Here is a 17,690-nt window from a genome sequence, read left to right as displayed (position 1 = left end):
GAAGTGAACCCATATGAAAGTATCATTCGATTGGCTATCCGAGTATGTATCGCTGGATCAGGTGAGCGCGGAGGATCTGGCAGAGAAAATTACCCGTTCGGGCATTGAAATTGATGAGGTCGAACATCGCAACAAAGGGATTACAGGCGTCGTGGTCGGCTATGTCAAAAGCAAGGAAAAACACCCTGATGCGGATAAGCTGAATGTGTGTATCGTCGATGCGGGCCAAGAGGAAGATCTGCAAATCGTGTGTGGCGCCAAAAATGTGGATGCAGGGCAAAAGGTTCCTGTTGCAGTTGTGGGCGCGAAGCTGCCGGGAGATTTTCAGATTAAAAAGGCCAAGCTGCGCGGTGTCGTATCCATGGGCATGATCTGCTCGGCTAAGGAACTGGGTATGAATGACAAGCTGTTGCCCAAAGAGTTGCAGGAAGGTATTCTGGTGCTGCCTGAGGATGCTGAAATCGGTACGCCGATTACGAAGCTGCTGGCGCTGGATGATCAGGTGCTGGATTTTGATCTGACACCAAACCGTTCGGATTGTTTGAGTATGCATGGTGCGGCTTATGAAGTGAGCGCGATTCTGGGGCGTGACATTTCGCTGGCTGAACCGGCTAAGGATTTGGTGGAAATCAGCGATGCGGCGGCAGATCATCTGTTGGTAAAGGTGGATACACCTGAACTGTGTACGCACTATGCGGCTCGCTATATCACGGGTGTGAAAGTGGGGGCTTCTCCACTGTGGATTCAAAACCGCCTGATGGCGGCGGGAGTTCGTCCGATCAACAACATCGTGGATATTACGAACTATGTCATGCTGGAATACGGTCAGCCGTTGCATGCTTTTGATGCGGATAAGCTGGAAAATGGCAACATTGAAGTGCGTCTTGCTCGTGCAGGCGAAACATTGGTTACGCTGGACGATCAGGAGCGGAAGCTGGAGCCGCATATGCTGCTGATTACAGACGGCGTAAAGCCAATTGCGTTGGCAGGGGTGATGGGCGGAGCGAATTCCGAAGTTACGGATGCAACGGTCAGCATTGCGCTGGAATCCGCGAAGTTTGACGGCGGTACAGTTCGCAAAACGTCCCGTCAGCTTGGACTTCGTTCCGAAGCAAGCCTGCGTTTTGAAAAAGAGGTTGATCCGGGTGCTGTTGTACCTGCGGTGAACCGTGCGGCTGCACTGATTCAGCGTTATGCAGGAGGCACCGTGCATCAAGGCATCGTGGAAGCTGTTTCTGCGAAGGCCGAAAGCCGGATTATCAAGTTGTCGCTAGATAAAGTGAACCGGTATTTGGGAACAGAATTGTCGTTGCTTGAGGTGAAAACGATTTTCGGCAAGCTCCATTTCGGATGCGGTGACGTAGAGCAAGGTGTGTTGGAAGTGGAAGTGCCTACACGTCGCGGGGATATTACCATAGATGTAGATTTGATTGAAGAGGTGGCCCGCCTGTATGGTTACGACAACATTCCGACGACACCGATTGAAGGACCGACGACGCCGGGTGCTTTGACAGCATCGCAATCACTGCGCCGTTCGCTGCGTAAATTGCTGGCCCATGGCGGCTGGCAAGAGACGATTAGTTACTCGTTTGTGCATCCGGAAAGTGCAGGTTTGTTTAATGCGCTGACAGAGGGAAGCCATCCTGTACGTTTGGCGATGCCTATGAGCGAAGACCGCAGTGTGCTGCGTACGAGCATTATTCCGCAAATGCTGGATACAGCAGTGTATAACATGAACCGGAAGCAGGAAAATCTGGCGATTTTCGAAATAGGAACTGTATTTTATACCGGGGAACAAACGTTGACTCGCCAGCCGCAGGAAATTCAAGTGCTCAGTCTGCTGCTGACTGGAGTACGCCGTGAAAAACAATGGAATATCGGCGCTGAGAAGGTCGATTTCTTTGATATTAAAGGTGCATTGGAAACCGTGTTCGGCTATTTCGGATTGAGTGCAAGCATCCGTTATGTGGCTGACCAGCCGCAAAGCTATCACCCGGGACGTTCTGCCTCCGTATGGCTGGATGTGAATGGAACCTCCCAACGAATCGGCACCATCGGGCAGATCCATCCGGAGCTGCAACAGTCTTATGGGCTGAATGATACGTACGTAGCGGAAATTGCGTTGCAACAGCTGATCGAACACGCCAACAGCCATATTCAGTTCAGAGAGCTGGCTCGCTTCCCGTCCGTGGAACGTGACATTGCCCTCGTGGTGGATAAGGACGTAGAAGCAGGCGAACTGCTGCGTGTGATTCATGCGGCGGGCGGAGAGCTATTGCAGGATGCACGAGTGTTTGATGTATTTACAGGCAGCAAGCTTGGCGAAGACAAGAAGAGCGTAGCTATCTCCCTGACCTACCGTCACTGGGAGCATACGTTGACGGATGAAGAGATTAATGCGGCACATATTCCTGTCGTTACGTCTCTGGAACAAACTTTTGGAGCGGAATTAAGAAAGTAGCAGGAAATGCGGGGAGCCGTATCGAATCTTAGTGACAGAGGTTCGATACGGCTTTTTGGCCTATCATCATTGAAGCTCTCTACTCTGATATTCACCCGCTGCGGGGAAGCCGGACTAATGGGGTTGAACGCTTCACGAAGGGCGGGTTACCATAGTACCGGACACAACTTAGAATCAACATACAGTAGTATTGAAGGAGGGCTTAATTGTGACTACACCAGATCGTACTCGCGTCACTGTAGAGATCTACGGTACTTCTTATAAACTCGTCGGCAGTAATACCGATTATATGAAGCAGGTTGCCAATTACGTGGATGAGCGCATGCATAGCATTTCTCAGGCTCATTCGCGTCTTGATATGCCCCGAATTGCCGTACTGGCTGCGGTTCATATGGCAGAAGAAGCTGTACAAATTCAGGAAATTCAGAGTCATATGAACCGGTTGGCCGGGGAGCGGGCGGAGCTTCGGGGCGAACTGGCTCAACTCCAGACAGCTCTTGGAGAACAGCAGCAAAAAAATACGGATATGCAGCAGTCTTTTGCCCAATTGAAGGAAGAGAAGGAAACGGTTCTGAAAAAATGGAAGGAGACCGAATCCACATCAGCCAGGGAAGTTGCCGAATTAAAGGCGAAGCTGGAACAGCAGGAGAAAAAAGCGGCAGAACTCGAAAATGGACAAAAGCAGGCTGAACGTCAATTGGAGGAGTCCCGTCAGGAAGCTTCCCGTAAGCTGAAAGAGCAGCAGGAGGCGGCAAATGCCCGTATCCGCCAGATGGAGGAGCAAACCAAGAAGGAGCTGGCCGAAGCGGTCAAGCAGGCGGAAGCCAAGCTGTCGGCTGCGGAAAAGGCTCATCAGGAGCGTCAGCGTACAGAGCTGGACAAGCTGCGTTCTGCTTTGCAGCAGGAGCATAGCCGGAAGGTCACCGAATGGCAGGGCAAGTGGTCCGGGCTAAACGAGCAGTTGGAGCAGGAGCGTAAACAGGCGGAACTGGCGTTGAATGAAGAAAAGCTCCAGCATCAAGAAGCGGAGAAACGGGCCGAGGAAGCTGCACTGGAGCAGGAAATTCGGATCGAGGAGCTTCAAGAGCAATTGGAGCAGGTACAAGCAGGCAGTACAGAGCTGTCTTCCCGTCTGGGAGAGGCGCAAGAGCAGCTTGCAGCATTGAAGCAACAGCAGTCCGAGCTGGAGTCTATGCTAGAAACGCAGCGACAGGCTGCGACAGAACGCGAGCAGGCGGATACGCTTGCTCGTGAAGAGCTGCAAAGCCGTTACGATGAATTGACAGCGGAAGCCAAGGCAACGCAGCAGCAAGCGGCCAAGCTGGAGGAAGAACAGCGCCGGATGCAGAAGTTGCTGGAGCAGGCGCATGTGTCCTCCCGCAAACTGCAAAGTGAGTTGGCCACACTGGGCGAAAGCGAGAAATCTTGGAAGAAGCTTGCAGAGGAACGCCAGCTCGCAGTAGATGAGCTGGAGCTTTCGATATTGGAAGTACGTGAACAGAAGGATACTGTACAGGAGCAATTACAGCATGCCGTGGCTGAGGTTGAAGCTGTAAACCATAAATTTGCTGCACAGCAGCAACGTCTGTTGCAGTTGGAAGCGAGAATCAAGGAGCTTTCACCTGAGCTGATTCGCGCTCAGGATGAGCTGGAGAAGGCAATCCTGCGTGAGCAAGAAGGAACAAAGGCTTACAAAACCCTTCAGGAGCAGTATGGAAGCATGAAGAGCCGGGCAGAGCAACTGGGACAGAATATCAAGCAGCTCCAGCGTGAAGATAGCGAACGGCGGAAGGAACTGGAGCGCGCCGAAGAAGAATCACTGGAATGGCAGCTTAAATATGAGCAGTTGAAGGCCGAAGCGGAACGTTTGGAAGCCGAAGATGCTGCCCGTAAGAAAGAATTCGCCTCGTGGGAACGGGAAATAGCCGTAACTGTTGAACAAAAGGAACAGCTTCAAGAGGAAATTCGTCTGGCCGTTGAAGCTGCCGAGGCGGCGAAGGCTGAACAGCAATCTGTAGATCAGGAACGGATGGCTTTACAGTCCGAGCTGGAGGAAGTCGGTCAGAAGTATGAGCTGGCGGCTCATCAGCTTCGTCTTTTACAGGTTCAACAGGGTGTGGATCGGGAAAATACGGAGAAGATATCGATGGAATTACGTCAATTGCAAGAAGAATATACCAAGCTTCAATCCGAGTACAATGAGTGGATTGAATTAATTGAACAGGATCAGTAGATACGGATTATAAATGCAATGTAATGCAATCCCCGGCTGCTTATCGCCGGGGATTATTTGTATGCTGTATCCTATTCGGTTCTCGGATGACAAAAGGCTGTCCAGCGGCAGAAGAAATCTGCTGTGGAACAGCCTTGTCGGGAATGTGACCCCAAATTATTTCTCGCTCTTGCGGCCAGCTTCAAACGGTGTAGATACCGGAATGAACAGGTCGATAATCCCGATAACCAATGCAGCGAGCAATGCGCCCAAAAAGGAAACACTGACACTGGTTACGATATATTGAGCGATCCAGATAACCAGAGCGCTCACCAGGAAGCCTACGATACCGCGTCCGAATGGTGAAACGCGTCGGCCAAACATAGCCTCAATGATGTAACCGATCAAGGCAATGACAATGGCAAGGATCAGCGCGCTCCAAAAGCCGCCTACACTAAAGCCGGGAACGATCCAGCTTACGACCATCAGAACCAAAGCGGCGACGATGAAACGCACAATGTGCCCGAGAATGCTCACGGAATAACCTCCTTTGTTTTTTGAATGTACAGGGTTATACAAAGGTTATTGTGTGGCATGAAGGGCTTTCTTATGTGTAAAACGGAGTTGGCAAATAGCGTAAGTGCACGGCTTTCGTTATAATATAGATATAAGTGAAAGGAGTAGTGAAGTTGGACTCTAAAATTTTCAAAACCCTAGAATATCAAAAAATTTTAAATAAACTAAGTCACTATGCTCAAACGGCGATTGGTCAGCAGACAGCCCAGCGGCTACAGCCCAGCGATGATTTGGAACATATCAAGAAATTGCTGAAAGGCACGGATGAGGCCTATGCTGCCGATCGACTTAAAGGAGTACCCTCTTTTAACGGAGTTGTGGATATTACTCCAGCGGTCAAGCGCGCACGTATCGGCGGAACACTGAGTCCGCAAGAGCTGCTTGGCATTCGGACAACAGTCCAGGCAGCACGCCGTGTACAGGTGTACGTGGCAAGCTTGCATGAGGAAAATCCAGTGGAAACACTGCTGTATTGGAGTGAACAGCTTTCAGAACAGAGAGGTCTGGAAAACTCGATTAAAGGCTGTATCGACGAAAATGCAGAGGTGCTGGATTCTGCCAGTACAGAGCTTTCACAGATCCGCAGAGAGCTGCGCTCGGGTGAAGTGCGTATTCGGGAAAAGCTGGATTCCATGATTCGTTCCTCCACCGTATCCAAAATGCTTCAGGATCAGTTGATTACAATCCGTGGAGACCGTTTTGTAATTCCGGTTAAAGCCGAGTATCGTTCTTATTTTGGCGGAATTGTGCATGATCAATCCGGGTCCGGGGCAACGCTGTTTATCGAGCCTGAATCCATCGTGGCCATGAACAACAAGCTGCGGGAAACACGGTTGAGAGAAGAACGCGAAATCGAAGTGATTTTACAAAAGCTGACTGCACTTGTCGCAGAACAAGCGGATATGCTGCTATACGATGTAGATGTTTTGGGGACGCTTGATTTTATTTTTGCCAAAGCGCGTCTTGCTCGTGAGATGAAGGCAACCTTGCCTTTGATGAATGATCGTGGTTACTTGAAGCTGAAAAAAGGCAGACACCCTCTTATTCCGTTGGAGCAGGTCGTTCCGATTGATGTGGAGTTGGGCAATTCGTACACTTCCATTATCGTAACCGGACCGAATACTGGGGGGAAAACCGTTACGCTGAAAACCATCGGCTTGCTTAGTCTGATGGCGATGTCTGGACTTTTTGTGCCTGTAGAGGACGAAAGCCAACTGTGCGTATTTGATGCTATCTATGCAGATATTGGTGACGAGCAAAGTATTGAGCAAAACTTGAGTACTTTTTCCAGTCATATGACCAATATTATCAGCATTCTGAAAAATATGACGCCGAAAAGCCTTGTGTTGCTTGATGAGGTAGGTGCAGGAACCGATCCTGCGGAAGGCTCGGCTTTGGCTGTATCCATTCTGGAGCATATGCATGCTTTGGGTTGCCGTATGGTTGCGACGACTCACTACAGTGAATTGAAGGCCTATGCCTATGAGCGCAAAGGAATCATTAATGCGAGCATGGAGTTCGATGTTGCTACATTAAGTCCGACATACCGCCTGCTCGTGGGTGTACCTGGTCGAAGTAACGCTTTTGCCATTGCTGAGCGCTTGGGATTGCCGGGCCGTATTTTGGATTATGCACGTGGTGAGGTGACGGAAGAAGATCAGCGCGTAGAGCACATGATTGCGTCACTGGAACAGAACCGTTTGACAGCCGAGCAAGAGCGGGAAAAGGCGGAACAATTGCGCGGTGAAATGGAAGAACTGCGCACCCGTCACCAGAATGAACTGGAGAAGTTGGAAGCACAGCGGGAGCGTTTGCTGGAGAAAGCTGCGGACGAAGCGAGAAGTCTCGTGGACAAAGCTCGCAGTGAAGCGGAGATAATCATTGCTGATCTGCGTAAGTTGGCTCAGGAAGAAGGGGCTTCTGTTAAGGAACATAGGTTAATTGCAGCCCGCAAAGAGCTGGATGAAGCGGAACCGAAACAGCGTAAGAAAAGCGCAGTCAAGCGCCCGGCGGCTACACGTACTCGCTCTATCGTAGCGGGTGATGAGGTATCCGTTCACAGCCTGAATAAAAAAGGCCATGTGGTGGAACTGTCTGGCAGCAAGGAAGCCGTGGTGCAGTTGGGCATCATGAAAATGAAGGTCAGTCTGGACGATCTGGAGCTGCTGCAACCCGCCCAAACAACTACACCTAGAGCCCAGAAATCGGTAACCAGCATTAAGCGAACACGGGATGATAATGTGCGAAACGAGCTTGATCTGCGTGGTGCGAACGTAGAGGAAGCACTGATGGAGGTAGATCGCTTCATGGATGAAGCATTTCTGGCCAATCTGGGGCAGGTACACATTATTCATGGCAAAGGTACAGGGGTTCTTCGGACCGGTATTCAGGAGTACCTTCGCAAGCATAAGCATGTGAAAAGCTACCGTATCGGAAATTACAATGAAGGTGGCACAGGCGTGACAGTTGCTGAATTGGAATGAGCTACGGGTTACCGGCTAAGGCCGGGAACGCTTTGTAGAACGGGAGGGACAAAGTGAAGATGGCGATTGATGAATTGCTGTCACATCCGTTAGGAATGATGCTGGGCTATTTCTCGGTGGCGGTGCTGGAGCTGATTGTATTTTTGTCTTGCTTTGAGCTGGTAACCCGGTATAAATGCTGGGAAGAGATCAAACGCGGCAATATTTCGGTAGCGATGGCTACGGGCGGGAAAATGTTTGGCATTTGCAATGTGCTCCGCTTTGCGATGGAGGCCAAATCGAGCGTGTACGATACGATGATTTGGTCGTTCGTTGGCTTTTTACTGCTGCTTGCGGCGTACTTTCTGTTTGAGTTTCTGACACCGGTATTCTCAATCGATCAGGAAATTAAGGAGGACAACCGCGCTGTCGGCTTGTTCTCGATGATTATCTCGATATCGTTATCTTATGTGATTGGTGCCAGTGTAACTTGACACATCCTGTATACTAGAGCTTGGTATACGCATGGAACGGAAGGATGATGAAGCTTGGAAATGACTATTTGTCCATGGTGTAACATGGAAATTATTTGGGATGAAGAATTGGGACCTGAAGAAGAGTGCCCTTATTGCCATAATGACCTGAAAGGGTATTCGGATATCACCGATGATGAAGATGAAACGGAATCTGATTCTGCACATGTTGATGGGCATACGGATGAGCACCAACATGGAGAAAGTGAACACATGCATACTCATGCACATGACCACAGCCATGATGATGCGACTTCTGTGGGTCAAGCAGCGCTTTCCCCTGAAAAGGGTGACCTAAAGGGCTATCGTACGTTGAGCATTCAGCTTGGGGATGAGGATGAGCAGGATATTTTATATGAAGCAGAGGATGAAGCCGTAGTTGAAAAGCCGGCTGACGCTCCGCTGTTACAGGACAACGAGCTTCACAAGCTGCCTGTGCTGCATACCCTGCAAAAATTCGAAGAAAGCGGTGCGGATCTGATGGCTTATGAACAAGGCGCTGAACAAATACTCGACAGACAAGATGAGGTTCTCGAATGTTCCCAATGCGGTGAATATATGCTGCATGCAGGTTCGCAAACCGTGACCGGAGAAGGCTTTGTACCGTCGATGTCTCCTGCGCTTGGCAGACCTGTTCTGGATTTGCCGTTTGTCTTAAATGTATATGTATGTCCAAGCTGCTTCCATGTTCAGCAGACGTTGTCAGAGGATGACCGATTGCGTTTGTTAGAGAAGCTGAGTGGTATTTCCAACAATTAAATTATATTCCCCCGGATAAGCCCAAGTTGAACTTGGGCATCTTAAACCGAAGAAGCTCTGAAGCAAGCTGAGATAAAAGGAGCTGAATGGTGATTTTCGGTTAGGGGGAACTACATTGAAATCAAACCTGAACGGACAATCCATTCTGCTACTAAGCCTGAATGGATTGTTTGTGTTTGCAGCAGCTCTGTCAGGTACTTTTCTTAACGTATATCTGTGGAAAAGCAGGCAGGATTACGCGATGATTGGCTGGTTTAATGTCAGCCAGCAAATTGCGCTGGGAATCATGGTTTGGGTAGCTGGAAAATGGGTCAAGGAGCATAACAAAATGAATGCTCTGCGCGTAGGGACCGCATTGTCCGGGTTATTTTATCTAGTGGTTTTATATACGGGATCGCAGGCTGTAAACTACATATGGCCGTTAGGGATGCTTTTGGGTGCAGCATTGGGTTTGTTTTGGCTAGCTTTTAATGTGATTTTTTTTGAGGTCACAGATCGGGTAAGCCGGGATCATTTTAACGGATGGGTGGGCCTGCTGGGCTCGTTTTCGGGCATTGTCGGTCCTTGGCTGTCCGGCTGGATTATCGCCCGTATGGAGGATGATGCGGGATACCGCGTGATATTTAGTATCTCTCTGGCACTTTATGTGGTAGGGGTAGTGCTGAGTTTCTTTCTTCACAAGCGTAAGACGACAGGAAGTTACAATTGGCTGGAGCCCAAGCAGCGTTTGTCGCAAAAAGGAAGTATGTGGCGGCCATTGTCGTTGTCGCTTGTTACACAGGGCATCCGTGAAGGAGTTTTTGCCTTCCTGATTACGCTGCTTGTGTACGTCGCTACTCAGCAGGAGTGGAAGCTGGCGCAGTTTTCGCTTATTACATCCGCAGTTTCATTTTTCAGCTTTTGGGCTGTTGGCAAATGGCTCAAGCCACATTATCGCTCGGTTGGCATGCTGTTGGGTGCCGTGTTGCTGGTGATTGCGCTTTTGCCGTTACTGTGGCGTATGGAGTATAGCACGTTGCTGATTATGGGCATCGGGACCGCCTTGTTTTTGCCGTTATATTTAATCCCGATGATTTCTGCGAGCTTTGACCTGATGGGCGTGAGTGAAGAGGATGCTAATCAGAGGGTGGAACTGGTCGTACTGCGCGAGTTGTGTCTAATGGTAGGTCGATTGACCGGAATGCTTATCTTTCTAAGTGTGTTGAGTATGAGTAAGGCACCTATAGCCATGATTTGGCTGTTGATTGGGCTTGCATTAATGCCCGTGGCGGGATGGGTATTTATGCGCAATGTGCTAAAGAAGGAGCAAACAACGAAACAGAGCAAGTCTCATTCCAAGGCACGACGCTGGCACAGGCAAACCGAGTAGCTTGAAATATATTCAAAAAAGAGCCTCCAAACCCACGGAAATGGGAATGGGAGGCTCTATCGTACTTCGTATTTCGTATTTATTAAGCCAGCGGCTCCGTGATTTCGGGTGAAGGCTTGGTGGTACGTGTTAGTGAAAAAATCTCCATCTCAGGTCGGTGTGTGCCCGTTAGTTCATCGGCCAACAGCTGTGCAGCCATCATGCTGGTGACTGTGCCGTTTCCCCCGTAGCCCTCCAGAAAGTAGCAGTTCGGAAAGCGCGGGTGCGGGCCAATATACGGTAAGCCATCATGGGAGGAACCAAAGACGGCAGCCCACGAATAATCAATCTTGAAGGGTATATCCGGAAAATGCTCCTGTAATGCTTGCAGCAGCTTTTTCTGTTGGTGTAGTAGCCTGACTTCACGTTGGTCCGGGTCGAGTACAGGTTCATCCAGCCCCCCGATAATCACGCGTCCATCCGTAGTGGAGCGTATATACAGATAAGGACGGGCGGTTTCCCAGATCAGACATTGCTCATGCCACATGGCTGAATCTCCAACCGGATGGGTAGCAATCGCATAAGAGCTTTCCAGTATGGCTCCACGATCCTTTTTAATTTCCTGCGTTTCATAGCCTGCCGCAAAAATAACCTTTTTCGCCCGAATGGTTCCACCGCTGGTATGACAAACGACCTCATTGTCGCCAAATTCAAAATGTTTCGCTTCGGTATGCTCATATAAGTGTACACCAAGACGGCTGGCAGATTGCAGGAGTCCCTGTGCAAAACGAAACGGATTTACCTCTGCATCTTCATGTGTATACAGCGCAGCTGGTTTTCGAAAAGGAAAACGGGCAGCCACCTGTTGCTCATCCCAATATTCCACTGGGAATCCAAAGCGGGTTAACTGTTCGAATTCTTTTTGGAGCACCGACACATCCTCCGGCGTACTCGCATAATACAGGCTGCTGCGACGGATAAAGGACGGGTCGATGTCCACTGTGCTGGCCAGCTTTTCCAACTGATCCAGAGCATCCTTACACATCCGATAAAACAGCACCCCATTAGCTTCGCCAAAAGTGTTGATAAAAGAGGTCAGCGTCTTATCATTGCTATATTGCAGCAATCCGGTATTGGCCGAAGAACTTCCGTGCGCCAGCTTACGCTTGTCAATGACCACCGTATCCACCTGTCGTTCTCCCAGCAGTCGGGCACAGAGTGATCCACCCATCCCACCCCCGACAATAAGCACATCACAAGCCAAATCTTCTGTTAAAGAAGGAAAATCCAGTTTGTGCTCCAGGGTACCAGGCCAATACGTATTCCCACTAATCAATTCCATAACAAATACTCCTTATTAAGCAATGTAATATGCAATATCCAATGTGTGTAGTTATTTTGAATCCCGTGGCAACAGCGATCGTAAGATCAAATGGATCGCGTAGCGTCCTCGATAGCAGAACCGCCCTCACTAAATCGTCAAATTTCGATAAACTCGGCTCCTCTTCCCATATACATATAATTCCGCCAAAACGGACAAGCTAACCAGCGTGCAACAAAACATTTAAGGAGGCACAGACCATGCAATCTACGAACATGCAACCTTTGACTGGCAAAGAACTGGAGTACATCGTGGACTCCATTTCCAATGAAGAACTGCTGCTCAAGCAATGTGCGGCAACGGCAGCATCCGTTCAGCATCCTGCCATTCAGCAAGCTTGTCTGCAATTCGCGAGAACTCATGAGCACCACCTGAATCTGCTTTCAAATGCCCTTCAACAGCACCAGCAGATTGCCCCTATGCAACCGCAGCAGTAACTATGGATTAACCAACAAAGGAGGTAATATCACGATGTTTTCACAGAACAATACGTCATTTATGCCCGAAGAAGATTTGCTCTATACCATTCTTGCCGATATGAAACGCACGGTGGGAGAGTATACAACGGCGACAACTGAATCCAATTGTCCGTCTGTGCGCCAGCTTTTCACCGACCTTACGAGCGATACACTGCGTCTGCAAGGTGATTTGTACCGTTTGATGAGTCAGAACAACATGTACTCCACCACGACCAAAGCGCTGCGCACCGATTTGGACAAACAGATTCAGGAAGCCCGAAAAACCCAACAGGAATGCCAGCAGTTCATTCAGCAAAAATCGTCCTCCGCGGGAGTGTATAGCCAGCCTATGCATCAACAGGGCCAGCCTTCTCACCAAAACAACCCTTACTATATGTAAATGGGGCACTCCGCTTTTGAAGCTTTTTCTCATAACAAGCCGTCCGTCTGCCGGGTTCACCGGGGCGGGCGGTTTTTCTTTGCAGGTTTAAAGCACGTATTGTATGATGTATAGTAATCTCTTTTGATGGAGGCCTTATGTAGAATGACAGAACTGAATGATTTGAAATTAAAAGTGCTGGAATTGTTAAAAGAAGATGCAAGAAGGACGCCGACTCTGCTTGCTACCTTGCTGGGAGTTGCCGAACAGGATGTATGTACCGCGATTAAAGAGCTTGAAGACCAACATGTGATCGTCAAATACGCCGCTGTGGTCAATTGGGATAAAGTTGACGACGAGAAGGTTACTGCTTTAATTGAGGTGCAAATTACACCGGAGCGGGGAAGAGGATTTGAAGGCATTGCTGAACGGATTTATTTGTATCCACAAGTTAAATCGGTATATCTCATGTCTGGTGCATACGACTTGTTAGTGGAAGTAGAAGGACGCAATCTTCGCGAGGTAGCGAACTTTGTGTCGGAAAAACTGTCGCCTATTGATTCGGTCCTGTCTACCAAGACCAATTTTACGCTCAAAAAATACAAACAGGACGGAATTATCTTCGAAGATCATCAGGAAGATAATCGTCTGATGATTTCGCCGTAAAGGAAGATCATGATGAATATCAAACCTGAAGCATTGACCGACAGTAACAAAGCCATGAGCTCATATTTGTCTCCATTGGTGCGCGAGATTCCATCCTCGGGTATTCGTAAGTTTTTTGATCTGGTGGGCGGCAACAAGGATATTATTACTCTGGGGGTAGGCGAACCGGATTTTACAACCCCTTGGCATATGCGGGAAGCCTGCGTCTATTCATTGGAGCGGGGTTTTACCAGCTATACTTCCAACGCGGGGACGCCTGAACTGCGTGAGGCGATTAGTGAATATCTGGATGAGCAATTTGCAGTCCGCTATGATCCAAAAAGTGAAATCATCGTGACGGTAGGCGGCAGTGAAGCGATTGACCTAGCTTTGCGTGCGTTAATTGTACCTGGCGACGAAATTCTCGTTCCTGAGCCATGCTACATTTCGTATTCTCCGATCACTTCGATTGGCGGCGGTATTCCCGTAGGGATTGAAACCTTCGCCAAGGATGAATTCAAGCTGACAGCAGAGGCGCTGGAGGCTAAAATCACACCTAAATCCAAAGTGCTGATTTTATGCTATCCAAGCAATCCAACTGGGGCGACCATGACCTATGAGGATTGGCTTCCGATTGCGAAAGTTGTAGAAAAGCATGATTTGATCGTCATTTCTGATGAAATTTATGCAGAATTGAACTATGGTGAGAAGCATGTCAGCTTCGCGGCTATGCCAGGCATGATGGATCGTACCATTCTCGTCAGCGGTTTCTCCAAAGCCTTCGCCATGACGGGCTGGCGTATTGGATATACATGCGGGCACCCTGATTTAATTGCCGCTATGCTTAAAATCCACCAGTATACCGTGATGTGTGCGCCTTCGATGGGTCAGGTTGCGGCTCTTGAGGGTCTACGCAATGGTTTGGGCGAGAAGGATCGCATGGTGGAAGCTTACAATCAGCGTCGCCGTCTGATGGTTGAGGGGTTTCGGGAAATTGGTCTGGAATGCCACGAACCGAGAGGGGCTTTTTATGTTTTCCCAAGTATTCAAAGCACAGGGCTGAGCTCGGATGAGTTTGCGCAGCGTCTTTTGGCAGAGGTCAAGGTTGCGGCTGTGCCGGGGAACGTATTCGGTTTGGGGGGCGAAGGATACCTTCGTTGCTCATATGCGACCTCTGTGTCTCAACTGACGGAAGCATTGGATCGGATCGGTCAATTTGTGGAAAAAGTAAAAAAAGAAGGTTAAAATTATTTTTTTATGGGTAATTCATAGAAAAAAGTATTTTATTTCTAAATTTATATGCTATAATATAAAATCGAAAGCAGGAAGTTCAATTTTTCAATTGCAGGAGGAATGCTCATGTCATATGTTGGATATAATTCATCGGGTTCAATAGGATACGACATTTCCCTGGAAGATGAAATTTTGTTCCTGCGCAATGAGATGATGCGGACGTTTCAGGAAGAGAAGTCCTTCACCTCTGATCTTGTCATTGAGATCAGTTGCAAGCTCGATTTGAAAATTAATGAATACATGAAGCTGTACGGTACGGAATGCAAGGTGTAACCGTGTGAAGCCAGCCGTACGTATAGAGAAGGCCGCAGGGCCTTCTTTTTTTGCGTTCACAACTTATGATATATTAGTGGCATGGAAGAGGGGGCGTACATATGAGAGCAGGGCTGAAAAGGCTGTCGCCATGGATCATCGGAATGCTGGCACTCGTGCTGTTGGCGGGATGCGGGGGGCGAGACAAGGACAGTTTCACCATTTTTATCATGGATAAGCAAGGGGATGCTTCAATTATTCGTGATGAGTTGGCGCAAAAGCTTAAGGATAAACTGGGCGAACAGGCTCCAACCATCGAGATTGCAGTTAGCCCATTGTATAACCAGCAGAAACTGGTCGTTGAATATGCGGCTGGGGAAAACGATCTGTTTATTTTGCCGGAAGAGGATATGAAGTTGTATGGACAGAATGGTTCGAATTTGCCTTTAGACGATGCTTTTGACAAGAAAACGTATGCTCGGGGTGTGTTCGAGGGCGGCGTATTTAAGGAGAAGGAGCAGGGGGAAAAAGGAACAGATATGATCAAGGAAACTCATTTGTTCGGGATTCCGGTGGAGCAGATGAAGATGTTCAAGGATGTAAAATATAACTCCAAAACATTATTTGCTACCGTGCCACCGCGTACGAGTAATAAGGAAGAAGCCATTAAGGTATTAAAAGCACTGACGGAATGATAGAGGGGATGAGATACCATGGGGATTTATACAAGAACAGGTGATGAGGGACAAACCTCGGTGATCGGCGGTCGGGTGGCCAAGGATGATGACCGTGTGGAGGCATACGGTACGATTGACGAACTGAACAGCTTTGTAGGACAAGCGATCAGCTTTGCCGAAGGAGAAAAGTTTGCAGATATTCGGGCCCAATTGGAGGAAGTACAGCAGGAACTGTTTGATTGCGGCTCGGATTTGGCGTTTATCAAAATCAACGAAAGCAAATACAAGGTGAAGGATGAGCTGGCAGAGCGGCTGGAAGGCTGGATTGACGCATGTCAGGAGGAAAATCCGAAGGTGGAGCGGTTTATTATTCCGGGAGGCAGCACGTTGTCCTCAGCGCTTCATGTTTGTCGTACGGTTTGCCGCCGCGCGGAACGTCGTGCTGTCACACTGGGCAAGCATACGGAAATCAATCCTGCGGTACGTCGGTATTTGAACCGTCTGTCCGATTATTTCTTCGTCGTGGCCCGCACCGCGAATGTACGTCAAGGGGTGCCGGATGTCGAATATGTGCGCAGCAAAAAAGTGTTCCGCAAATAAGGAGGCAACCGGGAATTTGTGATGAGTTTGTACTATGAACCTATCGTGTATACGATCCCTCCTGAGGAGGAGGGAATGCTGTTGAAGACCATTTTGCAAAAACGTATGAATGTTTCACGCAAGCTGATATCCAAACTCAAGCTGACGGAACAAGGCATTATGCTGAACGGAACACGAGTGTATATCAGTGTAAAGGTACAGTCCGGGGATCGGGTGGAAATTCGTATGGAGCGCGAGCGTTCCGATGATATTTTGCCTGAACCGATTCCTTTTGACATTTTGTTCGAGGATGAGCATTTATTGGTTGTCAACAAGGCGGCGGGTATGATTGTCCATCCGACTCACGGTCATTACACGGGAACACTGGCTAATGGGGTTGTGCATTATTGGCAGACCAAAGGCGAGCTGTTCCGGTTTCGCCCCGTTCATCGTCTGGATCAGGAGACGACTGGAGTTCTTGTGGTGGCTAAAAATCCATATGTACACCAGCATATTTCCGAGCAAATGACTATGGGAACGGTGGATAAGCGTTACACTGCCCTGGTGCACGGTTGCCCTGATCCACAGGAAGGCAGGGTGGATGGGCCGATTGACCGTAATCCGGATGATCTACATTTGCGCATGGTGACCCCTGATGGTTATCCGGCTCTTACACTGTATAAGCTGGAGGAAGCCTGGAATGAGGGGAGTCGCATCGGGATCAAGCTGGAATCCGGGCGTACGCACCAAATCCGGGTACACATGACTTCTATCGGATGTCCGTTGATCGGAGATAAAATGTACCGAAATACGCCTGCTGACGCTGCGCAACGTGAGCGTTATGATCAGCTGGATGCCCAGATGCCCCGACAGGCACTGCATGCCTCAGAGCTGTCCTTGGTGCATCCTGTGACCGGAGAGCAGTTGACGTTTTGCGCTCCTTTGCCGGACGATATGGCTAAGTTGCAGGAGCTGTTAAGAAATCAAAATGGAGGGTTAACATAACGATGAGCCAGTTGAAAGTATACCAGTACTCCAAATGCAGCACTTGCCGCAATGCAGTGAAATGGCTGCAAAGCAAGGAACATGAAACGGAATTGGTTCCTATTTTTGAACAACCTCCCGGCCCGGAGGAATTAGCTGATTTAATAAGCAAAAGTGGACTGGAGCTGAAAAAGTTTTTCAATACGAGCGGTGAGGTTTATAAGGAGCTAAAGCTAAAGGACAAGCTGGCAGACATGAGCCGTGAAGAGCAAATCTTGCTTTTATCCTCGAATGGAAGATTGATCAAGCGCCCGATTGTAACAGACGGGAACAAAGTAACGGTAGGCTTCAAAGAGGAAACATTTGAGGAAGCATGGGGCGCTCAATAACGTCCAATTCGGCTCCGCGATATGTTATACTGTTGGGGTTAAATAATAATATCATGAATGGGAGCAATACAATCTGTGACACAACGTAAAGAACAATCCATAATGCTGGTTGACGGCATGGCTCTGTTATTCCGCGCTTATTATGCAACTGCTGCAAACGGTTATATAAGGCGTACAAAGGCCGGAGTGCCAACGAACGCCATATATGGTTTTATTCGATATTTTTGGGATGCGGTACAAACCTATAATCCAACGCATGTCGTATGCTGCTGGGATATGGGAGGAACGACGTTCCGCGGGGA

17 protein-coding genes and 1 pseudogene are annotated in these 17,690 nt (G+C 48.8%); 16 read left to right on the top strand and 2 right to left on the bottom strand.

Translation table 11 applies throughout. The annotated features are described in order from the left end of the window. Positions 1 to 13 precede the first annotated feature (13 nt). Positions 14 to 2,461: a phenylalanine--tRNA ligase subunit beta gene (gene pheT, locus QD47_RS13660; RefSeq protein WP_044646658.1), complete on the top strand. Its 2,448-nt coding sequence runs from the start codon at positions 14 to 16 to the stop codon at positions 2,459 to 2,461. A 208-nt stretch (positions 2,462 to 2,669) separates the two neighbouring features. Further along, positions 2,670 to 4,694 carry a cell division protein ZapA gene (gene zapA, locus QD47_RS13655; RefSeq protein WP_044646657.1) on the top strand — a complete coding sequence of 675 codons (2,025 nt, stop codon included), beginning with the start codon at positions 2,670 to 2,672 and terminating at the stop codon, positions 4,692 to 4,694. A gap of 156 nt (positions 4,695 to 4,850) precedes the next feature. Here the strand turns inward: zapA and QD47_RS13650 are convergent, their stop codons facing one another. Further along, positions 4,851 to 5,210, bottom strand: coding sequence for a phage holin family protein (locus QD47_RS13650; protein ID WP_044646656.1), 360 nt, complete (start codon positions 5,208 to 5,210; stop codon positions 4,851 to 4,853). 152 nt (positions 5,211 to 5,362) lie between these two features. On the opposite strand from QD47_RS13650, the gene QD47_RS13645 reads away from it, so the two are divergent. The 4 genes from QD47_RS13645 to QD47_RS13630 all read left to right on the top strand — a co-directional run bounded on the left by QD47_RS13645 (position 5,363) and on the right by QD47_RS13630 (position 10,372). Further along, a complete protein-coding gene (locus QD47_RS13645) occupies positions 5,363 to 7,732 on the top strand; it encodes an endonuclease MutS2 (protein ID WP_044646655.1) in 2,370 nt (789 codons plus the stop codon). Between the two features lie 59 nt (positions 7,733 to 7,791). Beyond that, positions 7,792 to 8,205, top strand: coding sequence for a DUF350 domain-containing protein (locus QD47_RS13640; RefSeq protein WP_007429540.1), 414 nt, complete (start codon positions 7,792 to 7,794; stop codon positions 8,203 to 8,205). Positions 8,206 to 8,259: 54 nt separating this feature from the next. Next, on the top strand, positions 8,260 to 9,003 hold the full coding sequence (locus tag QD47_RS13635; protein WP_044646654.1) for a hypothetical protein: 744 nt from the start codon (positions 8,260 to 8,262) through the stop codon (positions 9,001 to 9,003). A gap of 115 nt (positions 9,004 to 9,118) precedes the next feature. Further along, positions 9,119 to 10,372, top strand: a complete 1,254-nt coding sequence (locus tag QD47_RS13630) for an MFS transporter (RefSeq protein ID WP_044646653.1) — start codon at positions 9,119 to 9,121, stop codon at positions 10,370 to 10,372. 82 nt (positions 10,373 to 10,454) lie between these two features. Here the strand turns inward: QD47_RS13630 and QD47_RS13625 are convergent, their stop codons facing one another. After that, positions 10,455 to 11,693, bottom strand: coding sequence for an NAD(P)/FAD-dependent oxidoreductase (locus tag QD47_RS13625; RefSeq protein ID WP_044646652.1), 1,239 nt, complete (start codon positions 11,691 to 11,693; stop codon positions 10,455 to 10,457). 239 nt (positions 11,694 to 11,932) lie between these two features. Between QD47_RS13625 and QD47_RS13620 the strand changes: the two genes are divergently transcribed. The 10 genes and pseudogenes from QD47_RS13620 to QD47_RS13575 all read left to right on the top strand — a co-directional run. Continuing rightward, a complete protein-coding gene (locus QD47_RS13620; RefSeq protein WP_044646651.1) occupies positions 11,933 to 12,169 on the top strand; it encodes a hypothetical protein in 237 nt (78 codons plus the stop codon). Positions 12,170 to 12,203: 34 nt separating this feature from the next. Next, positions 12,204 to 12,590, top strand: a complete 387-nt coding sequence (locus QD47_RS13615) for a spore coat protein (RefSeq protein ID WP_014280585.1) — start codon at positions 12,204 to 12,206, stop codon at positions 12,588 to 12,590. Positions 12,591 to 12,734: 144 nt separating this feature from the next. After that, positions 12,735 to 13,235: an Lrp/AsnC family transcriptional regulator gene (locus QD47_RS13610; RefSeq protein WP_014280586.1), complete on the top strand. Its 501-nt coding sequence runs from the start codon at positions 12,735 to 12,737 to the stop codon at positions 13,233 to 13,235. Positions 13,236 to 13,247: 12 nt separating this feature from the next. Beyond that, on the top strand, positions 13,248 to 14,459 hold the full coding sequence (locus QD47_RS13605) for an aminotransferase class I/II-fold pyridoxal phosphate-dependent enzyme (protein ID WP_044646650.1): 1,212 nt from the start codon (positions 13,248 to 13,250) through the stop codon (positions 14,457 to 14,459). A gap of 114 nt (positions 14,460 to 14,573) precedes the next feature. Next, positions 14,574 to 14,780 carry an aspartyl-phosphate phosphatase Spo0E family protein gene (locus QD47_RS13600; RefSeq protein ID WP_044646649.1) on the top strand — a complete coding sequence of 69 codons (207 nt, stop codon included), beginning with the start codon at positions 14,574 to 14,576 and terminating at the stop codon, positions 14,778 to 14,780. 101 nt (positions 14,781 to 14,881) lie between these two features. Next, positions 14,882 to 15,454 carry a hypothetical protein gene (locus QD47_RS13595; RefSeq protein ID WP_044646648.1) on the top strand — a complete coding sequence of 191 codons (573 nt, stop codon included), beginning with the start codon at positions 14,882 to 14,884 and terminating at the stop codon, positions 15,452 to 15,454. A gap of 18 nt (positions 15,455 to 15,472) precedes the next feature. After that, positions 15,473 to 16,036, top strand: a complete 564-nt coding sequence (locus QD47_RS13590) for a cob(I)yrinic acid a,c-diamide adenosyltransferase (RefSeq protein WP_044646647.1) — start codon at positions 15,473 to 15,475, stop codon at positions 16,034 to 16,036. A gap of 21 nt (positions 16,037 to 16,057) precedes the next feature. Further along, a complete protein-coding gene (locus tag QD47_RS13585) occupies positions 16,058 to 17,020 on the top strand; it encodes an RluA family pseudouridine synthase (protein WP_044646646.1) in 963 nt (320 codons plus the stop codon). 2 nt (positions 17,021 to 17,022) lie between these two features. Next, positions 17,023 to 17,388, top strand: coding sequence for an arsenate reductase family protein (locus QD47_RS13580; RefSeq protein ID WP_044646645.1), 366 nt, complete (start codon positions 17,023 to 17,025; stop codon positions 17,386 to 17,388). A 75-nt stretch (positions 17,389 to 17,463) separates the two neighbouring features. Further along, a pseudogene (locus QD47_RS13575) lies at positions 17,464 to 17,690 on the top strand (5'-3' exonuclease); the annotation flags it as partial.

The organism is Paenibacillus terrae, from assembly GCF_000943545.1.
GTDB lineage: Bacteria > Bacillota > Bacilli > Paenibacillales > Paenibacillaceae > Paenibacillus > Paenibacillus terrae_A.
Note: the sequence above shows the minus strand (reverse complement) of the source record. Positions and strands in the feature narration are given on the sequence as shown.